The 23,020-nt window shown below is 62.9% G+C and carries 20 protein-coding genes, 2 tRNA genes and 1 pseudogene; 2 read left to right on the top strand and 21 right to left on the bottom strand.

Going from position 1 to position 23,020, the window contains the following annotated elements:
- Positions 1-46: 46 nt before the first annotated feature.
- From dnaB to rnr, 7 genes are all read right to left on the bottom strand, one after another.
- Positions 47-1,441 (bottom strand): replicative DNA helicase, encoded by a 1,395-nt coding sequence (dnaB, locus tag FFS60_RS03915; RefSeq protein WP_028630663.1) that lies wholly within the window; start codon positions 1,439-1,441, stop codon positions 47-49.
- Positions 1,442-1,552: 111 nt separating this feature from the next.
- Positions 1,553-1,999 carry a 50S ribosomal protein L9 gene (gene rplI / locus FFS60_RS03920; RefSeq protein WP_028630662.1) on the bottom strand — a complete coding sequence of 149 codons (447 nt, stop codon included), beginning with the start codon at positions 1,997-1,999 and terminating at the stop codon, positions 1,553-1,555.
- A gap of 21 nt (positions 2,000-2,020) precedes the next feature.
- On the bottom strand, positions 2,021-2,914 hold the full coding sequence (locus FFS60_RS03925; protein WP_137821198.1) for a hypothetical protein: 894 nt from the start codon (positions 2,912-2,914) through the stop codon (positions 2,021-2,023).
- Between the two features lie 36 nt (positions 2,915-2,950).
- Complete coding sequence (gene rpsR / locus FFS60_RS03930; RefSeq protein WP_003452992.1) at positions 2,951-3,181, bottom strand: 30S ribosomal protein S18; 231 nt, start codon at positions 3,179-3,181, stop codon at positions 2,951-2,953.
- Between the two features lie 28 nt (positions 3,182-3,209).
- Positions 3,210-3,617 carry a 30S ribosomal protein S6 gene (rpsF, locus tag FFS60_RS03935; protein WP_028630660.1) on the bottom strand — a complete coding sequence of 136 codons (408 nt, stop codon included), beginning with the start codon at positions 3,615-3,617 and terminating at the stop codon, positions 3,210-3,212.
- 208 nt (positions 3,618-3,825) lie between these two features.
- Positions 3,826-4,572 (bottom strand): 23S rRNA (guanosine(2251)-2'-O)-methyltransferase RlmB, encoded by a 747-nt coding sequence (rlmB, locus tag FFS60_RS03940; RefSeq protein WP_028630659.1) that lies wholly within the window; start codon positions 4,570-4,572, stop codon positions 3,826-3,828.
- Complete coding sequence (rnr, locus tag FFS60_RS03945) at positions 4,569-7,316, bottom strand: ribonuclease R (RefSeq protein WP_137821199.1); 2,748 nt, start codon at positions 7,314-7,316, stop codon at positions 4,569-4,571. The genes rlmB and rnr overlap by 4 nt, the downstream gene beginning before the upstream one ends.
- Positions 7,317-7,521: 205 nt before the next feature.
- On the opposite strand from rnr, the gene FFS60_RS03950 reads away from it, so the two are divergent.
- Positions 7,522-7,608, top strand: a tRNA-Leu gene (locus FFS60_RS03950).
- A gap of 109 nt (positions 7,609-7,717) precedes the next feature.
- Positions 7,718-7,804 (top strand) — tRNA-Leu (locus FFS60_RS03955).
- Between the two features lie 115 nt (positions 7,805-7,919).
- Here the strand turns inward: FFS60_RS03955 and FFS60_RS29370 are convergent.
- From FFS60_RS29370 to FFS60_RS04020, 14 genes and pseudogenes are all read right to left on the bottom strand, one after another.
- Positions 7,920-8,804: a methyl-accepting chemotaxis protein gene (locus FFS60_RS29370; RefSeq protein ID WP_371926363.1), complete on the bottom strand. Its 885-nt coding sequence runs from the start codon at positions 8,802-8,804 to the stop codon at positions 7,920-7,922.
- Positions 8,778-9,482 (bottom strand): annotated as a pseudogene (locus FFS60_RS29375) (HAMP domain-containing protein); the annotation flags it as partial. The pseudogene FFS60_RS29375 and the gene FFS60_RS29370, both read right to left, overlap by 27 nt.
- A gap of 528 nt (positions 9,483-10,010) precedes the next feature.
- Entirely contained in the window at positions 10,011-11,306 is a 1,296-nt protein-coding gene (locus FFS60_RS03965; RefSeq protein WP_137821200.1) for an adenylosuccinate synthase, read from the bottom strand.
- 104 nt (positions 11,307-11,410) lie between these two features.
- Positions 11,411-12,595, bottom strand: a complete 1,185-nt coding sequence (locus FFS60_RS03970; RefSeq protein WP_137821201.1) for an ATP phosphoribosyltransferase regulatory subunit — start codon at positions 12,593-12,595, stop codon at positions 11,411-11,413.
- A 34-nt stretch (positions 12,596-12,629) separates the two neighbouring features.
- Entirely contained in the window at positions 12,630-12,815 is a 186-nt protein-coding gene (locus FFS60_RS03975) for a DUF2065 family protein (RefSeq protein WP_003453007.1), read from the bottom strand.
- Positions 12,816-12,921: 106 nt separating this feature from the next.
- Positions 12,922-13,791 (bottom strand): protease modulator HflC, encoded by an 870-nt coding sequence (hflC, locus tag FFS60_RS03980; protein ID WP_028630654.1) that lies wholly within the window; start codon positions 13,789-13,791, stop codon positions 12,922-12,924.
- Positions 13,791-14,960: an FtsH protease activity modulator HflK gene (hflK, locus tag FFS60_RS03985; protein WP_028630653.1), complete on the bottom strand. Its 1,170-nt coding sequence runs from the start codon at positions 14,958-14,960 to the stop codon at positions 13,791-13,793. Before hflK ends, hflC begins: the two co-directional genes overlap by 1 nt.
- Positions 14,961-15,056: 96 nt before the next feature.
- A complete protein-coding gene (gene hflX, locus FFS60_RS03990) occupies positions 15,057-16,358 on the bottom strand; it encodes a ribosome rescue GTPase HflX (RefSeq protein WP_028630652.1) in 1,302 nt (433 codons plus the stop codon).
- Positions 16,359-16,370: 12 nt separating this feature from the next.
- Positions 16,371-16,625: an RNA chaperone Hfq gene (gene hfq, locus FFS60_RS03995; RefSeq protein ID WP_003453015.1), complete on the bottom strand. Its 255-nt coding sequence runs from the start codon at positions 16,623-16,625 to the stop codon at positions 16,371-16,373.
- 94 nt (positions 16,626-16,719) lie between these two features.
- The gene (gene miaA / locus FFS60_RS04000) at positions 16,720-17,694 is read right to left on the bottom strand and encodes a tRNA (adenosine(37)-N6)-dimethylallyltransferase MiaA (RefSeq protein WP_028630651.1); all 975 of its coding nucleotides are present in this window, start codon (positions 17,692-17,694) and stop codon (positions 16,720-16,722) included.
- A gap of 2 nt (positions 17,695-17,696) precedes the next feature.
- Positions 17,697-19,577: a DNA mismatch repair endonuclease MutL gene (gene mutL, locus FFS60_RS04005; protein ID WP_137821202.1), complete on the bottom strand. Its 1,881-nt coding sequence runs from the start codon at positions 19,575-19,577 to the stop codon at positions 17,697-17,699.
- Complete coding sequence (locus tag FFS60_RS04010; RefSeq protein WP_162144833.1) at positions 19,574-21,010, bottom strand: N-acetylmuramoyl-L-alanine amidase; 1,437 nt, start codon at positions 21,008-21,010, stop codon at positions 19,574-19,576. The genes mutL and FFS60_RS04010 overlap by 4 nt, the downstream gene beginning before the upstream one ends.
- An 8-nt stretch (positions 21,011-21,018) precedes the next feature.
- Positions 21,019-21,486 carry a tRNA (adenosine(37)-N6)-threonylcarbamoyltransferase complex ATPase subunit type 1 TsaE gene (tsaE, locus tag FFS60_RS04015; protein WP_028630648.1) on the bottom strand — a complete coding sequence of 156 codons (468 nt, stop codon included), beginning with the start codon at positions 21,484-21,486 and terminating at the stop codon, positions 21,019-21,021.
- Positions 21,474-22,973 (bottom strand): NAD(P)H-hydrate dehydratase, encoded by a 1,500-nt coding sequence (locus FFS60_RS04020; protein WP_137821203.1) that lies wholly within the window; start codon positions 22,971-22,973, stop codon positions 21,474-21,476. Before FFS60_RS04020 ends, tsaE begins: the two co-directional genes overlap by 13 nt.
- Positions 22,974-23,020: the final 47 nt, after the last annotated feature.

Below are 23,020 nucleotides of genomic sequence, written 5' to 3' on the forward strand. Positions count from 1 at the left end.
GGCGCCCATCATACCGCCTGGACGCCCGTTCTCTTTGATCCACGACTTATTCGTCTTCGAAGTTGTAGGCACCTGGTGCCAGATTCTCGAAGCGCGAGTACTTGCCGAGGAAGGCCAGCCGCGCGGTGCCCAATGGACCGTTACGCTGCTTGCCGATGATGATCTCGGCGACGCCCTTGAACTCGGTCTCGGGGTGGTAGACCTCGTCGCGGTACACGAACAGGATGATGTCGGCGTCCTGCTCGATCGCCCCGGATTCACGAAGGTCGGAGTTGATCGGGCGTTTATTCGGGCGCTGTTCGAGTCCCCGGTTCAACTGAGACAAGGCGATCACCGGGCAGTTGAACTCCTTGGCCAGGGCCTTGAGCGAGCGCGAGATCTCGGAGATCTCGTTCACCCGGCTGTCGCCGCTGGAACCGGGAATCTGCATGAGCTGCAGGTAGTCGACCATGATCAGGCCGATCTCGCCGTGCTCGCGCGCCAGGCGGCGGGTACGGGCACGCATCTCGGAGGGCGAGATGCCGGCGGTGTCGTCGATGAACAACTTGCGGTCATTGAGCAGGTTGACCGCGGAAGTCAGGCGCGGCCAATCGTCGTCGTCCAGGCGGCCAGCGCGGACCTTGGTCTGGTCGATGCGGCCAAGGGACGCGAGCATACGAATCACGATGGATTCGGAGGGCATCTCCAGGGAATACACCAGGATCGCCTTGTCGCTACGCATCAGGGCGTTTTCCACCAGGTTCATGGCGAAGGTGGTCTTACCCATGGACGGACGACCAGCGACGATGATCATGTCGGCCGGCTGCAGGCCGCTGGTCAGGTTGTCCAGGTCGTTGAAGCCGGTGGACAGGCCGGTGATGGCATCGCCGTTGTTGAACAGCTCGTCGATGCGGTCGATGGCCTTGACCAGGATGTCGTTGATGCCCACCGGGCCGCCGGTCTTCGGGCGCGCTTCGGCGATCTGGAAGATCAGTCGCTCGGCTTCGTCGAGGATCTCTTCGCCAGTACGTCCCTGGGGGGCGTAGGCGCTATCGGCAATCTCGGTGCTGATGCCGATCAGCTGGCGCAGTGTGGCGCGCTCGCGAATGATCTGGGCGTAGGCCTTGATGTTGGCTACGGACGGCGTGTTCTTGGCCAGCTCGCCGAGGTAGGCCAGGCCGCCGACCTGGGGCAGTTGGCCTTCCTTGTCCAGTTGCTCGGACAAGGTCACCACGTCGAACGGCATGTTGCGCTCGGCCAGCTTGAAGATGGCGCGGAAGATCAGCCGATGATCGTGACGGTAGAAGTCGCCGTCGGACACCTGGTCGAGCACGCGCTCCCAGGCGTTGTTGTCCAGCATCAGGCCCCCGAGGACGGCCTGCTCGGCCTCGATGGAGTGCGGCGGCACTTTCAGGGCGGAAGTTTGCAGGTCGAACTGTTCCGGGACGGAGATATCGTTCATGGGCTCGGAAAATCTTGGGGTAGAAAGACATCGGGCACGTCATCGCTTTCGCAATGACGTGCCCGATGTTAGCGGCCCTGCACCTGAGTGCAAGTCCACTCGACGGCTTGCTTAGCCAGCGATCACGATCAGCTTGACCGCAGCTTCGACGTCGGTGTGCAGGTGCAGAGCAACGTCGTACTCGCCAACTTGGCGAATGGTGCCGTTCGGCAGGCGGACTTCAGCCTTGGCAACCGGAACGCCAGCGGCGGTCAGGGCGTCAGCGATGTCGTGAGTGCCGATGGAACCGAACAGCTTGCCTTCGTCGCCAGCGCTGGCAGTGATGGTCACTTCCAGTTCAGACAGCTGGGCAGCGCGAGCTTCGGCGGTGGCCTTCTTGTCAGCAGCCTGCTTTTCCAGCTCAGCGCGGCGAGCTTCGAACGCAGCAACGTTCGCGGCAGTAGCAGCGGTGGCCTTGCCTTGCGGCAGCAGGTAGTTACGGCCGTAGCCGGACTTTACGTTCACCTTGTCGCCCAGGTTGCCCAGGTTGGCGATTTTTTCGAGCAGGATGACTTCCATTTGAGTCTTACCTCTTAACTTTTAACCTTCACCGTTCGCGGGGCCGGCGCCATTCTTGCGCGCCTTGCGACCACGAAAATCAATCAGACTGTCGACGATGGCCAAAACCACCAGTATTGGATAGATCAGTTGCATGAACAGCAGCAGCGACAGGTAAAGCCCCACCAGCCAGAAACCGGCCAGTCCACCCTGCTTTGCCAGACCGTGCACCAAGGCAAGGCCGGCAAAAGCCAGCGGCACGCTGCAGATCGGCGTCAGCATCGCCAGCTCCAGGCCCAGGTTCGGACCCAGCAACATGGCGGCCAGCAGGCCGAAAGCCAGTGCCGCCGGCAGTTTCACGGCGCGGAACTCGCCACCGAAACCACCGGGGTTGTACAGGGCTGCCTGCCAGTAGCGACCGAGCATCAGGCTCAGCACGCTGACCAGTTGCAGCAGCGCCGCGATCAGGCCGGTCAGGACCGGCGCGACCATAGCTCCCAGGCGCGCTCGCTCGTCTTCCGCCAACTGCGAATAGACGGCGCCCATCACCTGCGGCATGAGCTTCTGCAGCTCACCCGCCATGGCGGTAATAGGCTCGCGGAACACCGCGCCCAGCACCAGGCCGTACAGCAGACCCAGCGCCACGCTGATCATCAGCACCCGCGTCCAGGACACGCTGGAACGCAGTACCAGGGCCAACCCCAACGCACCGAGCAACACCATCAGGGTGCGCGGTTCGCCGAAGTACCACCAGCCGAGGGCCGGCAGTAGAGCCCAGGCAATAATGCCGAGAGCATCGTTCATACCACGCCGCAGCAGCACCAGGCTGCCGGCGGCTGCGCTCAGCCAAAACATCATGGGCAGGGCCGCAGCACCCGCCACCACCAGGGTGGCCTGCATGCGACCGCGCATGATGAACTCAGCCAGAGCGCGCATTGCGATCTATTCCTTACCTAGGTCGACCGACCGAGATCAACGGCCGTGGCTGTCGGTGTAGGGCAGCAGGGCCAGGTAGCGGGCGCGCTTGATAGCGGTAGCCAGCTGACGCTGATACTTGGCTTTGGTGCCGGTGATACGGCTCGGAACGATCTTGCCGGTTTCGGAGATGTAGGCCTTCAGGGTGTTGAGATCCTTGAAGTCGATCTCTTTCACGCCTTCAGCGGTGAAACGGCAGAACTTACGACGACGGAAGAAACGTGCCATGAACTTGGCTCCTCAATAGATCCGTGGATTACTCGTCAGCGTTGTCGCTGTCATCGCCTTCGGCGACAGCGTCAGTCTCAACGCGCTCACGGCGCTCACGGCGCTCGCTGCGGTTTTCCTCGGCCTTGAGCATCTCGGACTGGCCAGTGATGGCTTCGTCGCGGCGGATGACCAGGTTGCGGAGGACGGCGTCGTTGTAGCGGAAGTTGTCTTCCAGCTCGGCCAGGGCTTTGCCGCTGCACTCAACGTTCAGCATCACGTAGTGAGCCTTGTGAACGTTGTTGATGGCGTAGGCCAGCTGACGACGGCCCCAGTCTTCCAGGCGGTGAACCTTGCCACCGTCTTCTTCGATGAGCTTGGTGTAGCGCTCAACCATGCCGCCAACCTGCTCGCTCTGGTCCGGGTGAACCAGGAAGATGATTTCGTAATGACGCATAAATGCTCCTTACGGGTTGTAGCCTGCCAACTTAGTGGTCAGGCAAGGAGTGAATATCTCGTTTTGGCTTGCCGAGCCGAGGGCGCGCAATAGCCTGCCCTCACGGCAAGGGGCGACATTCTAGAGAAGGGTCGAATGCCGCGCAAGGTAAATTGGCGAAACTTTGAACAGCCCGGAGCAGCAGAAAACGGCCCCGGGCGACCCCGCACTAAGTGCGGGTGCGGCGCTGGCGCACCGCTTCGAAGAGGCAGACCCCGGTGGCCACCGAGACGTTGAGGCTGCTGACGCTGCCAGCCATGGGCAGCTTGACCAGGTAATCGCAGTGCTCGCGGGTCAGGCGGCGCATGCCCTTCCCTTCCGCGCCCATGACCAGCACGGTCGGCCCGGTCATGTCCTGCTCATAGACCTCCTGAGTCGCTTCGCCGGCAGTACCGACCACCCAGAGGCCCTTCTTCTGCAGCTTCTCCAGGGTACGTGACAGGTTGGTCACCGCCACCAGCGGCATGACCTCCGCCGCACCGCAAGCGACCTTGCGCACTGTGGCATTGAGGGTCGCGGACTTGTCCTTGGGTACGATCACCGCCAGCACGCCTGCCGCGTCGGCAGTGCGGAGACAGGCTCCGAGGTTGTGCGGGTCGGTAACGCCGTCCAGGGCCAGCAGCAGGGGCGCACCGGAAGTGCGCTCGAGCAACTCGTCGAGCATGTTTTCGCCCCACACCTGGCTGGGACTGACCTCGGCCACCACGCCCTGATGGACGCCTTCTGCCCATTCGTCCAGTTCGTGGCGATCCTTGTGGCCAACCGCAATGCGGTGCTGGCCGGCCAGGTCGAGGAGGACCTGGACTCGCGGATCATGCCGACTTTCCGCCAGCCAGAGCTGCTTGACGCGCTTGGGGTGATGACGCAGCAGCGCCTCCACGGCATGTACGCCGTAAACCTTTTCCAACTGACTCATTTCTTGACCTTGCTACTGGGCGCCTTGGGTTTCGGCGGTCCCTTACGGTGTTTCGAGGGCTTACTGGCGGCCTTGGCCTTCGCCGCCTTGGCTTTCTTCTTTGGCGGCTTGGCTGCAGCGGTCACTTCACCCTTGGCAGGTTTATCCAGGGGCTTCTGCGCCGGGCGCGTGCCCTTGCTGGCCTTGGCGCCCTGACGGGCCTCGCTGAGCAAGGCCTGCTTCATAGCCCTGCTCTTGCCCACATCGGTGTTGCCGAGCATTTCCTCGGCCTGGGCGAGCATCTCCGTCGGCACGGCAGGCAATGCCTGAACCTTGCCAGCCCGCTGCCGACGCGACGCCACGGCTGCCCTCGGTTCCTGCTGGGGAGTGTCTTGCTGGGCGTGGCGAGCAGCACCCTTGGCGCCCCGACTACGACCCTTGCCGACCTTGGGCTCGGCAGCCTTGGCGTTACCTTTGACTGGGGCGGACTTGTCGGCGCCACGATTCTTGCGGCCGACCGGCGCGCCTAGGACGTTGTCGGACAGTTCGAAGTCGATCTTGCGCTCGTCCAGATCGACCCTCGCCACCACGACTTCCACCGTGTCACCCAAGCGGAAGCTGCGACCGCTGCGCTCGCCGGACAGACGATGGTGGATTGGGTCGAAGTGGTAGTAGTCGCCCGGCAAAGCCGTGACATGCACCAGGCCTTCCACATAGATGTCGATCAGTTCGACGAAGATGCCGAAGCCGGTCACCGCCGAGATCACACCAGGGAAGGTCTCACCCACGCGGTCACGCATGTACTCGCACTTCAGCCAGTTGGTGACATCGCGCGTGGCTTCGTCGGCGCGGCGCTCAGTCATCGAGCACTGCTCGCCGAGTTGCGCCAGGCGAACTTCGTCGTAGGGATAGATGCGCGCCTTGGGCATGGCTGCGGCGCCGGCGCGACGCACATGGGCGCTTTCTCGCCTGGAGCGGATCAGTCCACGGATGGCGCGGTGGACCAGCAGGTCCGGATATCGCCGGATGGGCGAAGTAAAGTGGGTGTAGGCGTCATAGTTGAGACCGAAGTGCCCTTCGTTGTCCGGGCTGTATACCGCCTGACTGAGGGAGCGCAGCATTACGGTCTGGATCAGGTGATAGTCAGGGCGCTCGCGGATCGTTTCCAGCAGGGCCTGGTAGTCGCTCGGGGTCGGCTCACTCTTGCCGCGATTGAGCGTCAGGCCCAGTTCGGCAAGGAACTGCCGCAGCTTGTCGAGGCGCTCGCTCGGCGGCCCCTCGTGAACGCGGTAGAGCGCCGGAATTTCGTGCTGCATGAGGAAGCGCGCAGTCGCCACGTTGGCGCAGAGCATGCACTCCTCGATCAGCTTGTGAGCATCGTTGCGCTGAGTCGGCAGGATCTCGGAGATCTTGCGGTCGGCGCCGAATACGATACGGGTTTCCTGAGTCTCGAAGTCGATCGCGCCACGGACCTGGCGAGCCGCCAACAACACCTTGTAGAGCTTGTAGAGCTGCTGCAGGGGCGTGACCAGATGCGGCAACTGTTCGGCGAACAGCTTGGCCTCAGTGGAGTCCGGGGTTTCCAGGAACTGGCTGACCTTGGTGTAGGTGAGCCGCGCATGCGAATGGATGACCGCCTCGTAGAACTCGTAGCCGGTGAGTTTCCCGGCGCGGGATAGGGTCATGTCGCAGACCATGGCCAGGCGATCCACCAGCGGATTCAGCGAGCAGAGGCCATTGGACAGCACCTCCGGCAACATCGGGATGACCTTCTCCGGGAAGTACACCGAGTTGCCGCGATTGCTCGCCTCTTCATCCAGCGCCGATCCCACTTTTACGTAGTGGGAAACGTCGGCGATGGCGACGATCAGACGCCAGCCGCCGCCTTTGCGGGCTTCGGCATAGACGGCGTCATCGAAGTCGCGAGCGTCCTCGCCATCGATGGTTACCAGGGCCAGGTCACGCAGGTCGATGCGTTTTTCCTTGTCCTTCTCTGCCACCTCTGGCTTGAGCTTGGCGGCTTCCTTCAACACGGCGGCCGGCCACTCATGGGGAATGTCGTAGCTGCGCAGGGCTACTTCGATTTCCATGCCCGGCGCCATGTAGTCGCCCAGCACTTCCACCACTTCACCCTGTGCGAGACGGAAGTTGCTCGGCCACTGCTCGATCTTCACCTGGACAAACTGGCCATGCTTGGCCGCACCCTGCTTGCCGGCGGGCACCAGCACTTCCTGCTGAATCTTCGGGTTGTCCGCCACGACCCGTGCAATACCGCTCTCCTCGAAGAAGCGGCCTACCAGGGTTTCATGGGCACGCCCGATGATCTCCACCAGCGCACCCTCGCGGCGGCCGCGTCGATCAAGGCCGGAAACCCTCGCAAGCGCGCGGTCACCGTCGAATACCAGGCGCATCTGTGCCGGGCTCAGGAACAGGTCGTCGCTGCCATCGTCGGGAATGAGGAAGCCGAAACCGTCGCGGTGGCCACTGACACGACCACAGATGAGGTCGAGCTTGTCCACCGGCGCATAGGTGCCGCGGCGCGTATAGATAAGCTGACCATCGCGCTCCATGGCGCGGAGTCGACGGCGCAGGGCTTCCAGCTGCTCGTCCGTGGTCAGGCCGAATTCTTCTACCAACTGCTCTCGGCTGGCGGGGGCACCGCGCTCATCGAGGCGCTGCAGGATCAACTCGCGGCTGGGGATGGGGTTCTCGTATTTTTCCGCCTCACGAGCGGCCTCGGGGTCGAGGTTCTGCCAATCGGCCATCAGGGGGTGATCACCTTTTTATCCATAGAGGGATTTGCCATGTCTCTTATTGAAGCGCGAATTCCGATTGTCGGTCAGCTTAGTCCGAAGAATAATTTTTTTCGCGCTCAGGGGTTTACAACACAAAAGTCGGCTCGTATAGTTCGCGCCCACAGCGTCGCTGAGACGTTGTGAAGGAAGCAGATGAGCAATCATCGCATCCAGTGCCCAGGTGGCGGAATTGGTAGACGCACTAGGTTCAGGTCCTAGCGGTGGCAACACCGTGGAAGTTCGAGTCTTCTCCTGGGCACCACTCTTTTGAAGCCGAGCCGCAAAGCTCGGTTTCTTGTTTAACGGATCGTATGGTTCCGTGTCGTTCAACGATGAACACCGTATAAGTCGATGAGCAATCATCGCAATGTGCCCAGGTGGCGGAATTGGTAGACGCACTAGGTTCAGGTCCTAGCGGTGGCAACACCGTGGAAGTTCGAGTCTTCTCCTGGGCACCACTCTTAAACAAAGCCGAGCTCTGCTCGGCTTTGTGCTATCTGACGTTCGGAAACCTCGATAGCGTCCAGATCAAGGGGCCGAGCCTGCGCCCCGCCCCCATCCCCTGAACGCATTCTACGCCTTGAACTGCCCCAGGCTGGCCTTGAGCTGATCGGCCAGACCGGCGAGCACACGCCCACTGCTGGCAGTCGCCGCCACCGCTTCAGCCGCCAGACTGGCCTCGGAATGGATCACGTCCACCCGACCACGCACCCCATCTGCTCCCGCCGCCTGGTGCTGCGCAGCGCGCGCGGCGGCCTGCACCGCTCCATGCACTTGCTCCACAGCCTGCTGCACGCCTTGCTGCAAGCGCTCGCTGTCGCGCAGCGCCTCCAGCCCCTCCACCGCACGCTCACGCGCCTGAGAGATAGCCGACACAGCTTCGCGCGCACCGGTCTGCAATGCAGTGATGTGCTCCTGGATATCGCCGGTGGACTGCTGGGTCTTGCTCGCAAGCGCCCTTACTTCGTCTGCCACCACGGCAAATCCACGCCCACTTTCCCCCGCCCGCGCAGCCTCGATCGCCGCGTTCAGCGCCAGCAGGTTGGTCTGCTCGGCAATACCATGAATCACCGACAACACCATCTCGATCTGTTCGCTCTGCCGCGCCAGGCGCTCGATCACCTCGGATCCGCTTTGCACTCGCGCCTCCAGGTTCTCGATCAAACCACCAACCTTGCGCGCGATAGCCGCATTGTCCTGGGCCGCCTGGCGAATTTCGCCCACCTGGCGCAGGGCATCCTGCATTGCATGACTTTCGGCCTGAGCCTCAGACACCATACCCGCCAGCACACTCAGGCTGCCTTCCACCTCACTGCGCTGGCGCTGGGTCGCAGCCTCCGCGGACTGACTACGCTCCGATAGCGCCTTGATCTCGACGCCCGTGCGCTGCGCCACATCGCCCGCCTCACGCACGATGGGCTGAAGCTTGTCGACGAAACGGTTCACCGCAGCGGCCATTTCACCCACTTCATCACGGCTGTCCAGCTGAACCCGGCGCGTCAGGTCACCTTCGCCGGCCGCCAGGTCGTTCAGCGCAGTGATCAACAGACGCAGGCGAACCACCACACGGCGCCCCAGCACCACGGCCAGCACCAGCAGCACACCAAGACCGACCAGCGCCAACCCCAAGCCGATGCGCCAGCGCAACTCACCCGCCGCCGACTCCACAGCCTGACGAGTGCCAGCACTCATGTTGCCAGCCGTCTCGCGAGCCGACTGCAGGCGGGCAGTCAGAGCCGCGCTACTTTCGGTGGCAGCGCCGGAGAGGCTCTCGCCCACCAACTCGCCACCACTGGCAATCAGGGTGGCGAAACGCTGGTCCAGCGCCTTCAACTGCTGTTCGACCGAGGCGGTGGACACACCCATTCGCACCTTGCCGATTTCCACACCATTTGGGCTGATGGAAGCATCCACCAGGTAGACCGAAGGGTCGCTGGCTGCTGCATTCAGCACCTTGTCCAGCGCCCGATCACCCTGCCCCTTGGCCAACAGCGCCTTGATCTGCGGATTTTCGCGATTGAGGTAACGGGTCAGATGCTGACCATTCGCGTCGTCATAGATGATGAACAGCACGTTGGGATTGCGCTGAGCACGACGAGCGAACTCGGACAGCGTCGGCACGTCGTTATCCCACATGGCACGCGGCGCTACGGCAGCGAGTAGCTGGGCGAGATCGTTGGCCGACTCCTTGAGGTTCTGCTCCAAGGTCTGGCGCAGCTGGGCCTGCTCCTGCTGGAGACGCTCACTGAGGCCCGCCCCCAGACGCTCGCGAGTCTTGCCGGAAAGCGCACTCAAGCTACCGGCAACCTCCTGCCCGGCGAGCCCCAGATCATCCGCGAGGCGCTGGGTATCGCTACCCAGCCGCACACCCAGCTCATCCACCAGGGAGTTCACAGTGCTCCGCGTCAGGGCAACGGCCACCACCACCTGCACCAGCAGGGCAATGCCCAAGGCGATGAAGACGGGACGCAGTAAACGGCTTTGCAACAAAGACAGGATGGCTGACACGACTTGTGGCTCCTTAACGACCGTTACCGCTATAACGGCGACAACTCGGATTTATAAAGTGCCAGCAAGGTACGTGCCGACCAGCAGCGCGACATTTGCGACCACTGAAACGACGAAGGGCCGCACGAGGCGGCCCTTCCGAGAGAGTCAGAAGACTCAGGCGTACGGGTAACGCAGGATGATCGTCTCGTTACGGTCAGGACCGGTGGAGATGATATCGATGGGCGCCCCTACCAGCTCTTCCACGCGCTTGATGTAAGCGCGGGCGTTGGCTGGCAGCTCTTCCAGGCTCTTGACCCCGACGGTGGATTCGCTCCAGCCCGGCATTTCCTCGTAGACCGGCTGCAGACCGATGTAGCTGTCGGCATCGGTAGGTGCATCCACCAGGACCTCGCCGTTCTGGTCCTTGTAGCCGGTGCAGATGCGGATGGTTTCCAGGCCGTCGAGCACGTCCAGCTTGGTCAGGCACAGGCCCGAGATGCTGTTGATCTCGATGGCGCGACGCAGGATCACGGCATCGAACCAGCCGCAGCGACGGGCACGGCCGGTGGTCGAGCCGAACTCGTGGCCACGCTTGGCCAGAAAGGCGCCGGTTTCATCGAACAACTCGGTCGGGAACGGGCCGGAACCCACGCGAGTGGTGTAGGCCTTGGTGATACCGAGAATGTAATCCAGGTACAGCGGACCGAAGCCAGAACCGGTGGCGGTACCGCCAGCAGTGGTGTTCGAGCTGGTGACGTAGGGGTAGGTACCGTGGTCGATGTCCAGGAGCGAGCCTTGCGCGCCCTCGAACATGATGTTGGCGCCCTGCTTGCGCAGCTGGTGCAGGCGCGCAGCCACGTCGACCATCATCGGCTTGAGCAGCTCAGCGTAGGCCAGGGCCTCGTCCAGGGTCTTCTGGAAGTCGACCGCCGGCTCCTTGTAATAGTGCTGGAGAACGAAGTTGTGGTAGTCCAGCAACTCACCCAGCTTGGCGGCAAAGCGCTCGCGGTGGAACAAATCGCCAATGCGCAGGCCGCGACGAGCAACCTTGTCTTCGTAAGCCGGACCGATGCCACGACCGGTGGTGCCGATCTTGGCGTCGCCGCGGGCCTTTTCGCGCGCCTGGTCCAGCGCTACGTGGTAGGGCAGGATCAGGGTGCAGGCCGGGCTGATGCGCAGGCGCTCACGCACCGGTACGCCTTTCTCTTCCAGCTTGGTGATTTCGCGCAGCAGCGCGTCGGGCGCAACCACTACGCCGTTGCCGATCAGGCACTCGACGTTCTCGCGCAGGATGCCGGACGGGATCAGGTGCAGCACGGTCTTCTCACCATCGATCACCAGGGTGTGGCCGGCGTTGTGGCCGCCCTGATAACGCACGACGGCGGCAGCCTGGTCGGTCAGCAGATCGACGATCTTGCCCTTACCCTCATCACCCCACTGGGTGCCCAGGACTACGACATTCTTACCCATAACACTTGTCCTCTTCGCAGAAGCTCGATGCCGGCAGCCGCCGGCGGAAAACACGGAAACTCGTTTGTGGCCGGCCAACTAGGCCGGCCATGCAGCCACTTTCCTCAGGAAAGCGCCGCCACCTGCCAGCGCCCATCACGCAGGACCAGAAGGCGATCGCAATCAGCCTCTTGCGCACACGCCACTTCCTGACCCGGCAAGGCCTGCACCACACGCTGCCCATCGGCACGCAGTCGCTTGACCTCGTACCAGAGGTAAGGGTCGTGACTGTCTGGCGCCCAGATGCCAGGCAGCGGCTGATCCAGCGCCATGCTCCCCAGGGTTACCAGGGTCTTCAGGTCGGTGGAGAAACCAGTCGCGGGCCGGGCACGACCGAAGTCGGCGCCGATATCATCGTAGCGGCCGCCCTGGGCAATGGACTGCCCGACGCCCGGCACGAAGGCAGCAAACACTACCCCGGTGTGATAGCGGTAACCACGCAGTTCACCCAGGTCGAAATAGAGCGGCAGCTCGGGATAACGCAGCTCCAGCGCATCAGCGATGGCGATCAGCTCATCCAGCGCGACATGCACGTCATCGGGGGCGTCCATCAGTACGCCCTGAGCGAGATCCAGCACCTCGCGACCACCGCAAAGCTCGGCAAGGGCGCGAAGCATGGAAGCCAGCTCGCGCGGTAGGTCTGCGGTCAGCTCAGCCACTTCGTCCACGGCCTTGCGCTGCAACGCGTCGAACAAGCTGCGCTCGACTTCGCCAGAGAGACCCGCAGCCTTGGCCAGCCCTCGATAGATGCCGACATGGCCGAGATCCATATGCACATCCGGCACGGCAGCCAGTTCGAGCATTTCCAGCATCAGGCTGATGACTTCCACATCGCTCGCCGGGCTTGCGTCACCGTAAAGCTCAGCACCCAACTGGATCGGGCTGCGCGCGGTGGACAGCGCGCGCGGCTTGGCATGCAGCACGCTGCCGGCGTAGCACAGTCGGTTCGGGCCTTCGCGGCGCAGGGTGTGAGCATCGATTCGCGCCACCTGCGGCGTGATGTCAGCGCGAAAACCCATCAAGTGGCCCGACTGCGGGTCGGTCACCTTGAAGGTGCGCAAATCAAGGTCCTGGCCGGCACCGGTCAGCAGGGACTCGAGATATTCAATGTGCGGAGTGACCACGAAGTCGTAGCCCCAACGCTGGAACAGGTCCAGCACCTGGCGGCGGGCTGCCTCGATGCGCGCCGCTTCGGGCGGCAGTACTTCTTCGATACCGTCTGGCAGCAGCCAGCGATCTACCGTTGCCATTTCGCCAATCCCCTCTCAACCGGGCGGCAAGCCATCAGTGAAGCAGATAAAGGAGGCCAGTCCCCAGCAACATGCTGGACAGGCCCATCAGGCGGAGATGGCGGTCCTTGAACTCCGCCAACCCAAGCACCGCGGCGCGCCAACGGCGCGGATAGAGGAAGGGCAGGATGCCTTCCAGCACCAACATCAGACAAAAGGCAATGCCAAGTTCCTGCCACATGATTCCCGCGGACGCAAAAAAGCCGGGATTTCCCGGCTGACCCATAATAACACGTTTTCCCTGACGGTCACCCCAGCGGACGATGAGCGTCCGCTGGGGGACTGATTCAGCGTGCGGCCTTGTCCAGATAGCGGAAGAATTCGCTATTGGGGTCCAGCACCATCACATCACCCTTGCTGGAGAAGCTTTCGCGGTAAGCCTGCAAGCTACGGTGGAAGGCGTAGAACTCCTGGTCCTGACCATAGGCCTTGGCGTAAATGGACGCAGCCTTGGCGTCACCGTCACCGCGGGTTTCCTCAGCTTCGCGATAGGCCTCGGCCAGCAGTACGCGGCGCTGACGGTCCGCGTCGGCACGAATACCTTCCGCCAGCTCCGCCCCCTTGGCACGGTGTTCGCGGGCCTCTCGCTCACGCTCAGTGCTCATCCGCTCGAAAACGCTACGGTTGACTTCCTTGGGCAGATCAATTGCCTTCACCCGCACGTCCACCACCTCGATACCGAGCTCCTTGTTAGCCATGCGATTCAGCGCGGCCGTGATATCCGCCATCAGCGCATCGCGCTCGCCGGAAACCACTTCATGAAGGGTCCGCTTACCGAACTGGTCGCGCAGACCAGCCTCGAGTCGGCGAGACAGACGCTCGTCGGCGATCTGTTTCATACCGGAGGTCGCGGTGTAGAAACGCTCGGCATCAGCCACACGCCACTTGGCAAAGGCATCCACCATTACCGCTTTCTTCTCGAGGGTAAGGAAACGCTGGGTTGGGGAATCCAGAGTCAGCAGGCGAGCGTCGAACTTGCGCACCTGATTGACGTACGGAATTTTCATATGCAGGCCGGGCTGCACGTCAGCTTCGACGATGCGGCCGAACTGCAGGAGAACCGCTTTCTCGGTCTGCGACACGATGTAGAGACTGCTCCACACGATCATGGCCAGCACCACACCGCCGATCAGGGCAAACAGCGATTTATTGCTCATCAGCGACTCTCCCTGGAACGCAGATTGCGCTGCTGCAAGTCGGTGGAAACACGCGAACCGAGATCACTGCCACTTGCTCCGGCAGATGCGGCTGGCGCCACCGGGGCGGAGCTACCGCCACGATTGTCGATCATCTTGTCCAACGGCAGGTAGAGCAGGTTGTTCTGGCCTTCCTTGCCGGTTACCAACACCTTGCTGGTGCTACCAAGGACGTCTTGCATGGTCTCCAGGTACAGGCGCTGGCGAGTGACTTCCGGGGCCTTGTGGTACTCGGTGAGCAACTTGCTGAAGCGGTCGGCCTCACCCTCAGCCCGGGCGATCACTTCGTCGCGGTAGCCGTTGGCATCTTCGATGATGCGCTGCGCCTGACCTCGAGCCTCGGGCACCACTGCGTTGGCATAAGCCTCAGCCTGGTTCTTGGCGCGCTGTTCGTCTTCGCGGGCACGAATCACGTCATCAAAGGCTTCCTGCACTTCACGCGGGGCAGCCGCACTCTGCACGTTGACCTGGGTAACCGTGATACCGGTGCGATAAGTATCGAGGAAGCGCTGCAGGCGCTCCTTGATCTCGCTCGCCATCAGCTCGCGCCCCTCAGTCAGCACCTGGTCCATCTCAGTCGAGCCCACCACGTGGCGCAGGGCGCTTTCAGTGGCGTGCTGCAAGCTGACCTCAGGCTGATCGACGTTCAGCACGAAATCCTGGAGGTTGCTGATCTTGTACTGGACGGTGAGCGGCACCTCGACGATGTTCTCGTCCTCGGTGAGCATCTGACCCTGCTTACTGTATGCACGTTCGCGGGTGACGTTCTCCTGGAACTTGCGATCGATCGGCGGAAAATAGAAGTTCAGGCCAGGACCGACAGTCTCGTAGTACTTGCCGAAGCGCAGCACGACGGCCTGCTCCTGCTCGTCCACCACATAGACGGCACTGTACAGCCAGACCACAGCAAGCAGTGCCAGGCCAATACCGAGCAGGCCAAAACCGCCTGATCTGCCGCCGCTGCCATCGCCGCCGCCACGTTTCTTGCCGCTGCCGAACAGCCCGTTCAGGCTGTCCTGCAGCTTGCGGAAGGCCTCGTCCAAGTCCGGTGGCCCTTTGCGGTCGCCACCACGGCGTCCACCCCAGGGATCCTGGTTGTTCGAGTTGCCACCCGGCTCATTCCAAGCCATAGCGCTCTCCATACTGATAAAGCAAAGACGCGCCCACGGCGCGCCCGCCCATGCTACCCAAGCCCGCGGCCCGCCGCAAAACCACCTAAACGGGCTTTATTGCAAAGTGTGTTGCTCGAGAAACTCGCTTGGCTGCCAACCTTCACGACTGACCAGCCGGTTCAGCTCGACACGCGGCAGGCGCACAGCCAACAACGCATCCCCTGCTTCATTGTGCTCCTCGGTCTGCACAGCGCCGAGAGCGAAGAACTGAGCCCGCAACCGGCCGAATCGCTGCGGCAGGCGCAAGGTACCCACAAACAGGTCGTCACCCAGCAGCTCAGCCACGGCCTGCTCGAGCAACTCGAGTCCACTGCCATCACGTGCCGACAGCCAGACCCGCTCCGGCTTGCCTTCTTCGTCGCGCTGGATGTGCGGCTCGACGCTTTCCAGCAGGTCCACCTTGTTGTAGACCTCCAGCATTGGCAAGCCTTCAGCACCGATCTCACCCAGCACCGCGAGCACCTGCTCGATCTGCGCCATGCGCTCAGGCTCATGGGCATCGATCACATGTAGCAGAAGATCGGCGTTGGCGGATTCTTCAAGGGTAGCCCGGAAGGCCTCCACCAGCTTGTGCGGCAAGTGGCGAATGAAACCCACGGTGTCCGCCAGCACGATCGGCCCCAGATCGTCCAACTCCAGCCGGCGCAAAGTCGGATCAAGAGTGGCGAACAACTGGTCGGCTGCATAGACCTCAGAGGAGGTCAGGGAATTGAACAGCGTGGACTTGCCGGCGTTGGTATAACCAACCAGGGAAACTGCCGGAATATCCGCACGCTTGCGCCCGCGACGAGCCTGCTCGCGCTGGCTGCGGACCTTTTCAAGACGCTGTTTGATCTGGCGAATGCGCACTCGCAGCAGGCGGCGGTCGGTTTCCAGCTGGGTTTCACCCGGGCCACGCAGGCCGATACCGCCTTTCTGGCGCTCAAGGTGAGTCCAACCGCGCACCAGGCGCGTACTCATGTGCTCAAGCTGGGCCAGTTCGACCTGCAGCTTGCCCTCATGCGTACGGGCGCGCTGGGCAAAGATATCGAGAATCAGACCGGTACGATCAAGCACCCGGCACTCGAAGGCACGCTCAAGGTTGCGCTCCTGGCTGGGTGTAAGGGTGTGATTGAAGATGACCAGCTCGGCTTGCTCAGCCCTGACCAAGTCATGCAACTCGTCGACTTTGCCGCTGCCGATCAGGTACTTCGCCGTTGGCTGGTGACGGGAAACGGAGACGAATGCCACCGTGTCCGCACCGGCCGAACGTGCAAGCTCAAGGAATTCCTGCGGGTCTTCGCGCGCCTCGGGATCTTGGCCTTCCAGATGAACCAGGATGGCCCGTTCACCACCACCAGGGCGTTCGAAAAACAAAGCAGTCTCCTATCAGGCGTTACCCGGCTCAGGCTGCTCTTGCTCGGAAGCGCTGGGCAGACGTACCGGACGACTCGGTACCACAGTGGAAATGGCGTGCTTGTAGACCATCTGGCTGACAGTGTTCTTCAGCAGAATCACGAACTGGTCGAAGGATTCGATCTGGCCTTGCAACTTGATGCCGTTTACCAGATAGATAGAAACCGGTACGCGCTCCTTACGCAGGGTATTGAGGTAAGGGTCTTGTAGCGAATGCCCTTTTGACATATGCCGCACTCCTTTAGGGATCTAGTTTTCAAATGACAAGAAAGATGAACGGTACCCGCCCTACCCCCAAGGATAGACGGTAACCGGTGAGGTCTCAGTTCAATATGGAGACCGACGTCAGGTATTTCAAGGTGCGCGGCAGATTGTCGCAAGCCAGGCTGTCCAACCAGTGCAGGTCGGACCAACTGCGTAACCAGGTGAACTGTCGCTTGGCGAGTTGGCGGGTGGCAATGATACCGCGCTCTTCCATCTCGGCCCGAGTCAGCACGCCATCCAGATAATCCCAGGCCTGACGATAACCAACCGCTCTTATAGACGGCAGTCCTGCATGCAAGTCACTTCTGCAGCGCAGCGCTTCGACCTCTTCGATGAAGCCCTGTTCCAGCATCAATCGAAAACGTTGCGCAATTCTTTCGTGCAAAACCTGACGTTGCGCGGGAGCAATGGCCAAGTGCGCGACAGTATACGGCAAATGCGCCGTTCCCGGCGTGTTCCCGGCCATATTTTGCGCAGCCTGGCGCTGTCGGTGAGCAGTCATGGTGAGCCCACTGACCTTGTAGACTTCCAGTGCCCGGGTCAGGCGCTGGGGATCATTGGGATGGATTCGTGTCGCGGACTCCGGGTCCACCACCGCCAATTCCCGATGCAGAGCCTCCCAGCCGTCACGGGCTGCGCGGGCTTCCAACTCGGCACGCACCGCGGGATCGGCGCTGGGCATGTCCGCCAACCCTTCCAGCAGCGCTTTGAAATACAGCATGGTGCCGCCGACCAGCAGCGGAATCTTGCCCCTGGCGGTGATTTCCTTCATGGCGGCGAGGGCATCGGCACGGAACTCTGCGGCTGAGTAGCTCTCGGCCGGGTCGCGGATATCGATCAGGCGATGGGGAAACTCGGCCAATGTGGCCTTATCCGGCTTGGCGGTGCCGATATCCATGCCACGGTAGATCAGCGCCGAATCGACACTGATCAGCTCGCACGGCAGCGTTCGCGCCAGCTCCAGGGCCAGGTCGGTCTTACCGGCAGCCGTGGGGCCCATGAGAAAGATCGCCGGCGGCAGCCGTTCAGTCATGTTCAGCGGCCGCGCAGGAACAGCTTGTCCAGGTCATCCATACCCAGCTGCGTCCAGGTCGGACGCCCATGGTTGCACTGACCACTGCGCTCAGTGTGTTCCATGTCGCGCAGCAGGGCATTCATTTCCGGCTGAGTCAGGCGGCGATTGGCACGCACGGCGCCGTGACAGGCCATAGTGCCGAGTAGCTCATTGAGGTGCGCCTGGATGCGGTCGCTGGTGCCGTACTCCAGCAAATCGGAGAGCACGTCGCGCACGAGCTGCGAGGCTTCGGCCTGCTTCAACAGCGCCGGAATCTGGCGGATGGCCAGGGTTTCCGGACCGAGACGCTGCAACTCAAAACCAAGCCGGCGGAACCACTCGCCATGCTCTTCAGCACAATCAGCCTCGCGCTGGCTGACGGCGATGGACTCGGGCACCAGCAGCGGCTGCCCCTTGAGCCCTTCACTGGCCATGGCCACCTTCAAGCGCTCGTAGGTGATGCGTTCGTGAGCCGCATGCATATCCACCACCACAAGCCCCTGGGCATTCTCAGCGAGTATGTAGATACCCTTGAGTTGGGCCAATGCGTAGCCCAAAGGCGGGACATCACCCTGCGACTCAGGCAGCGCAGGTGGTGCGGAAGAGGCTGTCAGCGGCGCGAAAAACTCACGATACGCACCCTGCGCCTCGGCAACCGGCACAGCTGGCTGCGAACGCGGAGCCTGGTAGCCGCCGCCTGCAGGCAGGCGCCATGCCGGCTCGACCGCTTGCTGCTCCAGCACATTGGCCGCCAGACTCATCTCACCCTGGGGCCCGAATTCATCGGCAGCGCTGCCGGTCGGGCGCATCACAACTTCGGTAGCGCCCGGCGCAGCCAACTGGTCCTCGGGGCGAACCTCACCCAAGGCGCGGTGCAAGGTGCCGTAGAGGAAGTCATGAACCATGCGACTGTCACGGAAGCGCACCTCGTGCTTGGTCGGGTGCACGTTGACGTCGACCACCGCCGGATCAACCTCGAAGAACAGCACAAAGGTCGGGTGCCGCCCGTTGTAGAGCACGTCGCGATAAGCCTGCCGCACCGCGTGGGCGACCAGCTTGTCACGTACCATGCGGCCGTTCACGTAGAAGTACTGCAGGTCCGCCTGGCTGCGGGAGAAGGTCGGCAGCCCGACCCAACCCCAGAGATGCAGGCCATTGCGTTCGACTTCGATGGGCAGCGCCTGTTCAAGGAAGGCCGGGCCGCAGACAGCCGCGACACGACGGGCTCGGGCAATGGCCTCGCGCGCCTCGTGCAGGGCGAAGATGGTCTTGCCGTTGTGGCGCAAGTGGAATGCCACGTCAAAGCGGGCCAGGGCCAGGCGCTTGATGACTTCCTGCAGGTGGTCGAATTCGGTCTTCTCTGCACGTAGGAACTTGCGGCGCGCAGGTGTATTGAAGAACAGGTCGCGCACCTCCACCGAAGTGCCCACGGGATGGGCGGCCGGCTGCACCCGGGCTTCCATGTCGCGACCTTCGGTTTCCACCTGCCAGGCCTGGTCAGCGTCGGCGGTGCGAGAAGTCATGGTCAGGCGCGCGACGGAACTGATCGACGCCAGCGCCTCACCACGGAAGCCCAGACTCATCACCCGCTCCAGGTCTTCGAGATCACGGATCTTGCTGGTGGCGTGGCGAGCCAGGGCCAGGGGCAAGTCATCTGGCGGGATACCACCGCCGTCGTCACGCACCCGCAGTAGCTTGATACCGCCCTGCTCCACCTCAACATCGATACGCCGGGCACCGGCATCCAGGCTGTTTTCCAGCAGCTCCTTGATAACCGAGGCGGGGCGCTCAACCACCTCACCGGCGGCGATCTGGTTTGCCAGCCGCGGACTCAGCAGCTGGATGCGCGCCAACTCACTCATGGCTGCGCCGCCAGCGCCGCCGCGGGGATAGTCAGCATCTGACCGACCTTGAGGTGGTCGCTCTTCAGAGAATTGGCACTACGCAGGGTGGCCATGCTCACCTCGTAACGCTGAGCAATCAGCGCCAGGCTCTCACCAGAGGTCACCACGTGCTCACGTGGACCGATGGCGATCTTCCCCTGGTCACGCAGCCAGGCGATATAGGTTCCCGGCGGAGGGTTCTGCTGGAAGAACTGCTTGATGCCGGTCTGGATCGAGCGCGCCAGCGCCTGCTGGTGGCTGCGGTTCGCCAGCTTTTGGGATTCGTTATGGTTGGAGATGAAGCCGGTCTCCACAAGGATCGACGGAATATCCGGCGACTTCAGCACCATAAAGCCAGCCTGCTCCACCCGGCGCTTGTGCAACGGGGTGACACGGCTGACGTTACTCAGCACCTTCTGTCCGACGTTGAGGCTGGAAGACAAGGTTGCCGTCATCGACAGATCAAGCAGCACACCCGCGAGCATGCGGTCCTTGTCGTCCAGACTGACGCTGCCCACACCACCGATCAGGTCGGAGCGGTTTTCGTTGTCGGCCAGCCAGCGCGCGGTTTCCGAAGTGGCACCACGGTCAGACAGGGCAAACACCGAAGCACCGAAGGCACTGCGACTTGGCGCAGCGTCGGCGTGGATGGAGACGAACAGGTCGGCGCCTTTCTTGCGGGCGATCTCGGTACGCTTGCGCAGCGGGATGAAGTAGTCGCCGGTACGCACCAGTTCGCCACGGAAGCCCTTCTCCTGGTTGATCTGACGCTGCAGCTCCTTGGAGATGGCCAGGGTCACGTTCTTCTCGTACTGCCCCTTGGGCCCGAGGGCGCCGGGGTCTTCACCACCGTGACCAGCGTCAATGGCAACCACGATATCGCGCTTGCCACCCGGCACTGGCGGCAGCTTGCTGGGGGCCGGCTGGGTCGGCGTCACGGGAGACTGAGGCGTGCTTGGCGCGATGGCGACCTGAGGTGCGCTGGCCTCAGCGGCGGCGGCTTCCTGATCGAACAGGTCCACCACCAGGCGGTTTCCGTACTGCTGGTTGGGCGCCAGGGAGAAGCTCTTCGGCGTCACGCTGGCTGACACGTCGATCACCACCCGCAGATCGGTGGGCGTGCGCTGGGCGGAACGGACGCTGGTGATCGGCGTATTGCTGAGGGACAGTTGCTCCAGCTTGGTGGCCAGCTGGGCGCCATTGATATCGATGACGATGCGATTAGGTGCAGTCAGGGTGAAGACGGAATGCTGCACCGGCCCAGACAAGTCGAAGACCAGGCGGGTATTGTCAGGCGCGCGCCAAAGCCGCACCCCGCGGACCTCCGCGGCAGCCAGGACATCAGCGGCGAACGCCGCGAGCAGAACCCCAATCCCGGCAAACAGTGCGCGCGAGCGCATACCCCACCCCATCTTTGTTTTCATGCTCCTAAGGCCAGGGCGGCACACCATGCTTCGCCGCGCTCAGTGTGTGGCGACAACCGCAGCGAACGGCCGCCCGCTTGCTGCGTAATGTTAATGTCCAGGTCAGCCTTTGGCAAAATGCCGGCGCCCCGCTGCGGCCACTCGATCAGGCACAGCGCATCGCCTTCGAAGTAATCGCGGATACCCAGAAATTCCAGTTCCTCCGGGTCGGCCAGGCGGTATAGATCGAAATGGAAGGCGCGCTTGTCACCGATTTCATAAGGCTCCACCAGGGTGAAGGTGGGGCTTTTCACCGCACCGGCGTGACCCAGGCCGCGCAGGATGCCGCGAGATAGCGTGGTCTTGCCCGCGCCGAGGTCTCCGTGCAGGTAAAGAATTCCACTCCCCTCGGTCAGGAGCGCCAAGCGGGCACCGAGGGCCAGCATGGCCTCCTCGCCTTCGGCATGCAGGATCACTTCAGGCACGGCGCAAACTCCTCGAGCAACTGACGAATGGTCGGAATTAGATCACTGGCCGCCAGCCCCCTGCCCGCTCGGGCCAGGCTTTCGCCAGCATTGGCATGCAGCCAGACGGCCAAGCAGGTGGCGGCGTAGCCGTCCATCCCCTGGGCCAGCAGTGCGCCGATCAGGCCGGCAAGCACATCCCCAAGCCCGGCCCCGGCCATCACCGGATGGCCACGATCACAGAGTGCGAGACGACCATCAGGGGCGGCCACCAGGCTACCGGCGCCCTTTAGCAGGACTACGGCATCGAACTTCTGCGCCAGCGCCAAGGCCGTACGCGGTCGGTCGGCCTGCACGTCAGCGGTGGGAACCCCCAGCAGGCGCGAGGCCTCCCCCGGATGCGGCGTGATCACAGCACCAACAGGTAGTCTGGCCTGTCCGACTGCGAGCAGGTTAAGCGCATCGGCATCCCAGACCTGGGGCACTTCCAGTCCCGCCACAACGCTGAGCAGACTGCGCCCCCAGGCGCCCTGCCCCAGCCCCGGCCCCACCACCAGCACGTCGGCCTTACTCGCCAGCGCCAGCAGCTGATTGGCGGAGCTCACTCCCGCGCTCATCAGTTCCGGGCACCGCGCCAGGGCGGCCGGCACGTGTTCGGGCCGGGTCGCCAGAGACACCAATCCAGCGCCACTGCGCAGGGCGCTTTCCGCCGACAGCAGCGCTGCACCACCCAGGCCGCGATCCCCCCCTACCACCAGCAGATGGCCGAACTGACCTTTGTGGGCAGTGCGTGGGCGTGGTGCAAGGCGTTGCAGACCGCCGACCGCCATGCGCTCTGCAACTCGCGGCGTGACCGCAAGCAAAGCCGGATCGGCCTGCAGATCATCGAACACCAACTCGCCCACCAGATTCGGCGCATCGGCAGTGAACAGGCCTATCTTGAGGCCGATAAAGGTCACCGTCAGGTCTGCTCTCACTGCGACGCCCTGCACGCGGCCGGTGTCGGCACAGAGGCCGGACGGAATATCCACGGCCAGCACCGGCAGGGCACTGGAGTTGAGCAGGCGAATGGCCTGGGCGTAGGGTTCGCGCACCGCGCCGGAAAGCCCAGTGCCCAACAGGGCGTCAACTGCCACGCCATCCAATGTCGCGCATTCGCTCCAAGGCTGGATGGTGATGCCGGCGGCAATGGCCTCATCCCGCGCCAGCGCGGCATCACCGGTGAGGGCATCGCTCGCCCCAACGGCCAACACCTTGACCCGCCAGCCAGCACGCTGGGCCAGTGCCGCTATCAGGTAGCCATCGCCGGCATTATTGCCGTGGCCGGCCAGGACGCTGAGGCTTCCTGCCTCCGGCCAACGCCGGCGCAGGGCCCGCCAGGTCGCATGAGCGGCACGCCGCATCAGCTCGAAGCCCGGAGTGCCGGCAGCGATCAGGCGGGCGTCGAGATCCCGCACCTGGGCGGCGGAATGAAGCGAAAGGGGCAGGTCGTCGCGGGAAGGAAGCATTGGATTCGGTTGTGGCTGCGAGGTCTGGCAGAATTATATCCACCTCG

This window comes from Pseudomonas sp. D(2018), from assembly GCF_005502555.1.
Taxonomy (GTDB): Bacteria; Pseudomonadota; Gammaproteobacteria; order Pseudomonadales; family Pseudomonadaceae; genus Metapseudomonas; species Metapseudomonas resinovorans.